This is a genomic window from Limnohabitans sp. Rim11, from assembly GCF_001269365.1.
Classification (GTDB): Bacteria; Pseudomonadota; Gammaproteobacteria; order Burkholderiales; family Burkholderiaceae_C; genus Limnohabitans_A.
This window is the reverse complement of record NZ_CXOM01000005.1, coordinates 102,073-108,985: the sequence shown is the minus strand read 5'-3', so window position 1 is coordinate 108,985 and position 6,913 is coordinate 102,073. Positions and strand designations below refer to the sequence as shown.

Genomic DNA, 6,913 nt, shown 5'->3' with positions numbered 1-6,913 from the left:
GAACTTSCATTTCCACCAACTCGAGCAACTCGGCGTCGTCCACCATGTCGCACTTGTTCAAGAAAACGATGATGTAAGGCACGCCCACTTGGCGAGCCAACAAGATGTGCTCACGTGTCTGGGGCATTGGGCCGTCAGCAGCAGAGCACACCAAAATAGCGCCGTCCATCTGAGCAGCGCCCGTAATCATGTTCTTCACATAGTCGGCGTGGCCTGGGCAGTCAACGTGTGCGTAGTGACGGTTTTCTGTCTCGTACTCAACGTGGGCTGTGTTGATGGTAATGCCGCGGGCCTTCTCTTCAGGGGCTGCGTCAATTTGGTCGTACGCTTTAGCAGCGCCGCCAAACTTGGCTGCCAACACCGTAGTGATCGCAGCTGTCAATGTTGTTTTGCCGTGGTCAACGTGACCAATGGTGCCAACGTTTACGTGCGGTTTTGTCCGCTCAAATTTCTCTTTTGCCATTTCTCGACTCCGAAAAAAACGTTAAAAACTAAAACTCAAAAATCTGGTGCCCTTGGCGGGAATCGGACCCGCGATCTCCCCCTTACCAAGGGGGTGCTCTACCACTGAGCCACAAGGGCGGTCTTGACTCAGCACACACTGGCACTTTGTCCGCACTAACAATCTCAATAACGCAATCTGAATAACGACTGCACCACCTCATCAAAAACTGGAGCGGGAGACGGGAATCGAACCCGCGTCATTAGCTTGGAAGGCTAGGGTTCTACCATTGAACTACTCCCGCATATGCATGCAGCAGAGTCAGGCACATCATCAAGGCGAATGAAGTCAAACAAATGACAACGACCCCAATGCGTTCTTCTGATTCCAAACGCTCACTGTCTTGACAAGATAAGTTTTGCTGGTGGAGGAGACTGGATTCGAACCAGTGTAGGCGTAAGCCAACAGATTTACAGTCTGCCCCCTTTAGCCACTCGGGCACCCCTCCTCAGCGAATCTGGGATTATGCCACTTTTTTCTGGGGGTCAGCAAGCGCCCCATGGAAATTTACCAATCAATGGGATTTTGTTTGGCGGCCACCAACCAACGATTGACTTGGCCAAAATGCCCGCATCCTATAAATGGCTGCGGCGGCCTGGTAGCGGACAGTGGCGAGGGATGGTTGGACTTCAGGACCAAGTGAGCCCGAGACTGCAAACCTGGACTCTCAATCAGGCCGGCTTTGGCCTGTGCATGTGCGCCCCACAACAAAAAGGCACAGGGCTTTGAACGCTGAGCCAAGGCCCGAATAATTGTGTCAGTAAGTACTTCCCAACCCCAATTGCTATGACTGGCAGGAGATGCGTCCTCTACTGTGAGGGCGGTGTTGAGCAACAAAACACCTTGACTGGCCCAACGCTCTAAGCTGCCGGCAGACGGCCCAACTGGCCCAACAGGCACGGCACCCCCCGTATCACGCTGAATTTCTTTGAAGATATTGCGCAGACTGGGCGGTATTTTTTGACCCACACCCACCGAAAAAGCCAGGCCCTCGGCCTGTCCGAGGCCATGGTAGGGGTCTTGCCCAAGGATCAGCACCCGAACTTGGTCGAAGGGCGTCAGCGCTAGGGCACGGTAAGGTGTTCGGGGATAAACAACCCGGCCTTCAGCCAGCCGCGCTTTTATTTTCAGATCCAAGCTTTGGCCAATGGCACTGCCCCAGAAGTTACTCAGGATGTCACGCCATGGCTCGGACAAGCCGTCCAAGCTTGCGGGCCAATCTTGAGTCTGCAATTGGTTGGCCGGCTTGGGAAGCAAACCAGCATCGCCGCCTGCCTGTGCAAACAAATCGGCCTGGCTTGACTTCATGACACCGAAACCAATCAGTGAAACAAATCGGCCAAAGCTTGGCCTGGATCTGTCGCACGCATGAAGGCCTCGCCCACCAAGAAAGCGTTGACCTTGGCGTCGCGCATTTTTTGAACATCGGCAGGTGCCAAGATGCCACTTTCTGTGACCAAGATGCGATCTGCGGGCACATCCTTCAACATGCCAAGGGTGGTGTCCAAAGAAACTTCGAAGGTGCGAAGGTTGCGATTGTTGATGCCCACCAAAGGCGTCTTGAGTTTGAGTGCTCGGTTTAATTCTTCAGCATCGTGAACTTCTACCAAGACCGCCATGTCCAAACCGCGCGCAATGGCTTCGAGGTCTTTCATTTGCGCGTCGTCCAAGCAAGCCGCAATGAGCAAGATGCAGTCGGCGCCCATGGCCCGCGCTTCATACACCTGGTAGGCATCCACCATAAAGTCTTTGCGCAACACGGGCAAATCGCAACTGGCCCTGGCCTGCTTTAGGTAGTCGACACTGCCTTGAAAAAACTGCACATCGGTCAGCACCGACAAACAAGCAGCGCCATGTTCTGCATAACTTTGCGCAATGTCGGCAGGAATGAAATCGGCGCGCAACACACCCTTAGAAGGGCTGGCCTTTTTAATTTCTGCAATCACAGCCGCTTGGCCCTGATTGATCTTCTGTTGAATCGCCCCCACAAAATCACGCGTGAGGACGCGGCTTTCTGCATCGGCACGCACTGCCGCCAAAGATTTCTTTTGTGAAGCCAAAGCAATCTCTTCGTGCTTGACTGCCACAATTTTTTTCAAAATATCGCTCATGCGGCACCCCCTGCTTTTTGGGTAAAGGTCACAAACTGCTCAAGCTTTTGCTTGGCCGCGCCCGACTCGATGGCTTGCCTTGCCAGCGCAATGCCTTCTTTGATGGTGGGGGCCACATTGGCTGCGTACAAAGCGGCGCCCGCATTCAAAATGACAATGTCACGCGCAGCGCCTGCTTGGTTGTCCAGTACGCCCCGCAACACCGCTTGCGACTCTTCGGGTGTTTCAACACGCAAGGCACGGTTGCTGACCATGGCCATGCCATAGTCTTCTGGGTGAATTTCGTATTCAGTGATGTGGCCGTCTTTAAGCTCACCCACCAAGGTGGCAGCGCCCAAGCTCACCTCGTCCATGCCATCGCGGCCATACACCACCAACGCATGTTCGGCACCCAAGCGCTGCAAAGCACGAATTTGAATACCGACCAGGTCGGGATGAAACACGCCCATCAAAATATTGGGCGCGCCAGCGGGGTTGGTCAAAGGGCCCAAGATGTTGAAGATGGTTCTCACGCCCAACTCTTTGCGAACAGGCGCGACATTCTTCATGGCTGGGTGATGGTTGGGGGCAAACATAAATCCAATGCCCACATCTTGCACGCACTTGGCAATGTGTTCAGGTGACAAGTTGATGTTGGCGCCTAGGCTTTCGAGCACATCGGCACTGCCCGATTTGCTGCTGACACTGCGGCCACCATGCTTGGCTGTTTTGGCGCCAGCGGCGGCGGCGACAAACATGGCGCAAGTAGAAATATTGAAGGTGTGCGAACCATCGCCGCCGGTGCCCACAATGTCGACCAAGTGGCGCGTGTCTGGAATGACCACTTTGGTAGAGAACTCGCGCATCACTTGCGCCGCCGCAGTGATTTCACCAATGGTTTCTTTTTTGACGCGCAAACCCGTAATGAAGGCGGCTGTCATGACGGGCGACATTTCGCCGTTCATGATCATGCGCATGATCTTGAGCATCTCATCGTGAAAAATTTCACGGTGTTCAATGGTTCTTTGCAGGGCTTCGTGTGGCGTGATGGGCATGGCGTTCTCTGGTTTTGAATTCATAAAATGATGGAATGCAACTGAGTGCGACTAAATGCGGTAGCTTGCGTTTTCAAGCGTTAAAAAATTGGCGGACCGTCGCAATGGTGCGATCAATAGCTGCACGGTCCACATCCAAGTGCGTGACCAAACGCAAACGGTAAAAGCCCGTGATGTCGATGCCTGCTTGCTTTAAATATTTTTGAAGTGCAGGGCCTTTGTCTTTGGACTCGCCCACCAAATCAATGAACAAAATATTGGTTTCAGGTGATTCAAATTGCAAGCCGGGGATGCCGCTCAATCCTTGGGCCAAGTGTTGCATCAACTGATGATCTTCAGCCATGCGCAACACATGGTGGTCTAAAGCATAGGTCGCTGCTGCGGCCATGAAACCGGCTTGACGCCAACCGCCTCCCGCCATTTTGCGCAGTCGATGTGCCTTGGCAATCAGCTCTTTGGAGCCACACAAGGCTGAGCCCATGGGGGTGCCCAAGCCTTTGCTGAAGCACACTGACACACTGTCAAAACATTGTGCAATGCGCTTGGCTTCATCGTAAGGGGATGTGCCCGAAGCGTTCGCTTGCGCCACTGCTGCATTGAAAAGTCGTGCACCGTCCAAGTGTCGTCCTAAACCTTTTTGCAAAGCAAAAGCGCTGAATTCATCGAGATAACTTTGGGGCAAGACCTTGCCGCCCCATGTATTTTCTAATGCGATGAGTTTGGTTTTGGCAAAGTGCGCGTCGTCGGGTTTGATGGCGGCTTCAATCTCGGCCAAGTCCAAACTGCCATTGGCCTGCTGTGTCAGCGGTTGCGGTTGGACGCTGCCAAACACGGCGGCACCGCCACCTTCCCATCGATAGCAATGTGCCATTTGACCTACGATGTATTCATCGCCGCGCTGACAATGCGCCAGCAAGCCACAGAAATTACTTTGAGTTCCCGTGGTCATGAACAACGCGGCCTCAAAACCCAGCATGTTGGCAAGTTTTTCTTGCAGCGCATTCACGCTGGGGTCTTCGCCAAACACGTCGTCGCCCACCGCGGCTTGCGCCATCGCTTCGCGCATACCGGGTGTTGGACGCGTGACGGTGTCACTGCGCAAATCAATTCGAGGTAATGATGTGAGCGCGCTCATGTCAGGAGATCTCCAAGAAATTTCGAAGCATGGCATGGCCATGCTCTGTCAAGATGGACTCAGGATGAAACTGCACGCCTTCAATGGGCAGGTGCTTGTGACGCACGCCCATGATCTCGCCGTCTTCGGTCCAGGCCGTGACTTCTAAATCGGCTGGGCAACTGCTGCGCTCAATGGCCAAAGAGTGATAGCGATTGACAGTGAATTTTTCTGGCAAGTTTCTGAACACGCCCACTTGCTTGGTTTGAATGACGCTGGTTTTGCCGTGCATCAGTTCTTGTGCACGAATGATCTTGCCGCCAAACGCCGCACCTATGCTTTGGTGCCCCAAACAAACACCCAAGATAGGCAACTTGCCCGCAAAGTGTTGAATGGCAGCCACCGAGATGCCAGCCTCTGCAGGCGAGCATGGTCCGGGTGAAATGACCAAGCGATCGGGGTTTCTTTGCGCAATGTCTTCAATTGTGATTTCGTCATTTCGAAACACTTCAATGTCAGCTCCCAACTCACCAAAGTATTGAACGATGTTGTAGGTGAAAGAGTCGTAGTTGTCGACCATCAACAATTTGATTTTTTTCATGTTGATTACTCCAAGCCTTCTTCCACCAACTCACTGGCACGCAACAAGGCGCGCGCTTTGTGTTCGGTTTCGCGCCATTCCATTTCGGGTACAGAGTCGGCCACCACACCGGCTGCAGCTTGAACGTAGAGAGTTTGGTCTTTGATGATGGCCGTGCGAATGGCAATGGCCACATCCATGTCGCCGGCATAACTCAAATAGCCACAGGCGCCGCCATACAAGCCCCGCTTGGTGGGCTCTAAGCGGTCGATCAATTCCATGGCGTGAACTTTGGGCGCGCCCGTGAGTGTGCCCGCAGGAAAGGTGGCCTTGAGCACATCCATGTTGGTCATGCCTTCATTCAAAATGCCTTCCACGTTGCTCACAATGTGCATCACATGGCTGTAGCGCTCGACCACAAAAGCCTCTGTGACTTTGACCGAACCAATTTTGGCTATGCGACCAATGTCGTTGCGCGCCAGGTCAATGAGCATGACGTGTTCGGCGCGCTCTTTGGGATCGTTGACCAATTCAAGTTCGGCCGCTTTGTCTTTTTCGGGTGTGGCGCCGCGCGGGCGAGTGCCTGCCAAAGGCCGAATGGTGACCTTGACGCCCTCTTCTGTTTTTTCTTGCCGCACCAAAATTTCGGGGCTGGCACCGACCACATGAAAATCTCCAAAGTTGTAGAAGTACATGTAGGGGCTAGGGTTGAGGGAGCGAAGCGCACGGTACAAAGAGAGTGGGCTTTCGGTGTAGCGTTTTTTAATGCGCTGCCCCACTTGCACTTGCATGAAGTCGCCCGCTGCAATCAATTCTTTGGCCTCTTCAACCGCCTTCAAATAATCTTCTTTTTTGAAGTCGCGCTCTGCCGGGTAAGTTTGCGTTGAGCTGACCACAGGTGCACTGACTGAATATTTGAGTTGCTCTTTCAACTCGCGCAGTCGCTTCTTGGCTTTGGCATAGGCCTCTGGCATGCCAGGGTCGGCATACACAATGAGGTACAACTTGCCAGACAAGTTGTCGATCACGGCCAACTCTTCACATTGCAACAACAAAATATCGGGCGTGCCCAGCGAATCGGGCGGGCAAGTTTTCTCAAGTTTTTTCTCGATGTAACGCACGGCGTCATAACCAAAGTAGCCGGCCAAGCCACCGCAAAAACGGGGCAAGCCTGGGCGCAGCGCCACTTTGAATCGCTGTTGATATTGCTCAATGAAATCGAGGGGATTGCCAGCGGCACTTTCAACCACCACACCATCGGTTACCACCTCGGTGCGCGCTTCGTCGCCAAAACCGCGGGCTTGCAACAAGGTGCGTGCTGGCAGGCCAATGAAGCTGTATCGACCAAAACGCTCGCCGCCCACCACAGACTCGAGCAAGAAGCTGTACTTGCCACCATCTTTGTGGTGGGCCAGTTTGAGGTAAAGCGAAAGGGGTGTTTCTAAATCGGCAAACGCTTCCAACATGAGTGGAATGCGGTTGTAGCCTTGTTGCGTCAGGCTTTTGAATTCAAGTTCTGTGATCACGATCTGGGGCTCCGTTGGGTGTGTTGAAAGTCAACACCGTTCATTC

Annotated in this window: 7 protein-coding genes and 3 tRNA genes; all 10 read right to left on the bottom strand. The window is 53.4% G+C overall.

Going from position 1 to position 6,913, the window contains the following annotated elements; all coding sequences use genetic code 11:
* Window positions 1-463: GTP-binding protein (locus AMM03_RS13180; RefSeq protein WP_194942897.1), on the bottom strand; the 463-nt coding region annotated here is incomplete at its 3' end.
* A gap of 44 nt (window positions 464-507) precedes the next feature.
* Window positions 508-582: transfer RNA gene (locus AMM03_RS13175), tRNA-Thr, on the bottom strand.
* A gap of 90 nt (window positions 583-672) precedes the next feature.
* Window positions 673-746: transfer RNA gene (locus tag AMM03_RS13170), tRNA-Gly, on the bottom strand.
* A gap of 118 nt (window positions 747-864) precedes the next feature.
* Window positions 865-950, bottom strand: a tRNA-Tyr gene (locus AMM03_RS13165).
* 59 nt (window positions 951-1,009) lie between these two features.
* The gene (locus AMM03_RS13160; protein ID WP_090132319.1) at window positions 1,010-1,810 is read right to left on the bottom strand and encodes a uracil-DNA glycosylase; all 801 of its coding nucleotides are present in this window, start codon (window positions 1,808-1,810) and stop codon (window positions 1,010-1,012) included.
* A 14-nt stretch (window positions 1,811-1,824) separates the two neighbouring features.
* Entirely contained in the window at window positions 1,825-2,613 is a 789-nt protein-coding gene (trpC, locus tag AMM03_RS13155) for an indole-3-glycerol phosphate synthase TrpC (RefSeq protein WP_090132317.1), read from the bottom strand.
* A complete protein-coding gene (gene trpD, locus AMM03_RS13150; protein ID WP_090132345.1) occupies window positions 2,610-3,647 on the bottom strand; it encodes an anthranilate phosphoribosyltransferase in 1,038 nt (345 codons plus the stop codon). Before trpD ends, trpC begins: the two co-directional genes overlap by 4 nt.
* A 73-nt stretch (window positions 3,648-3,720) precedes the next feature.
* Window positions 3,721-4,782 (bottom strand): low-specificity L-threonine aldolase, encoded by a 1,062-nt coding sequence (ltaE, locus tag AMM03_RS13145; RefSeq protein WP_090132315.1) that lies wholly within the window; start codon window positions 4,780-4,782, stop codon window positions 3,721-3,723.
* A gap of 1 nt (window position 4,783) precedes the next feature.
* A complete protein-coding gene (locus AMM03_RS13140) occupies window positions 4,784-5,362 on the bottom strand; it encodes an anthranilate synthase component II (RefSeq protein WP_090132313.1) in 579 nt (192 codons plus the stop codon).
* 5 nt (window positions 5,363-5,367) lie between these two features.
* Window positions 5,368-6,867, bottom strand: a complete 1,500-nt coding sequence (gene trpE, locus AMM03_RS13135) for an anthranilate synthase component I (RefSeq protein WP_090132311.1) — start codon at window positions 6,865-6,867, stop codon at window positions 5,368-5,370.
* Window positions 6,868-6,913 lie beyond the last annotated feature (46 nt).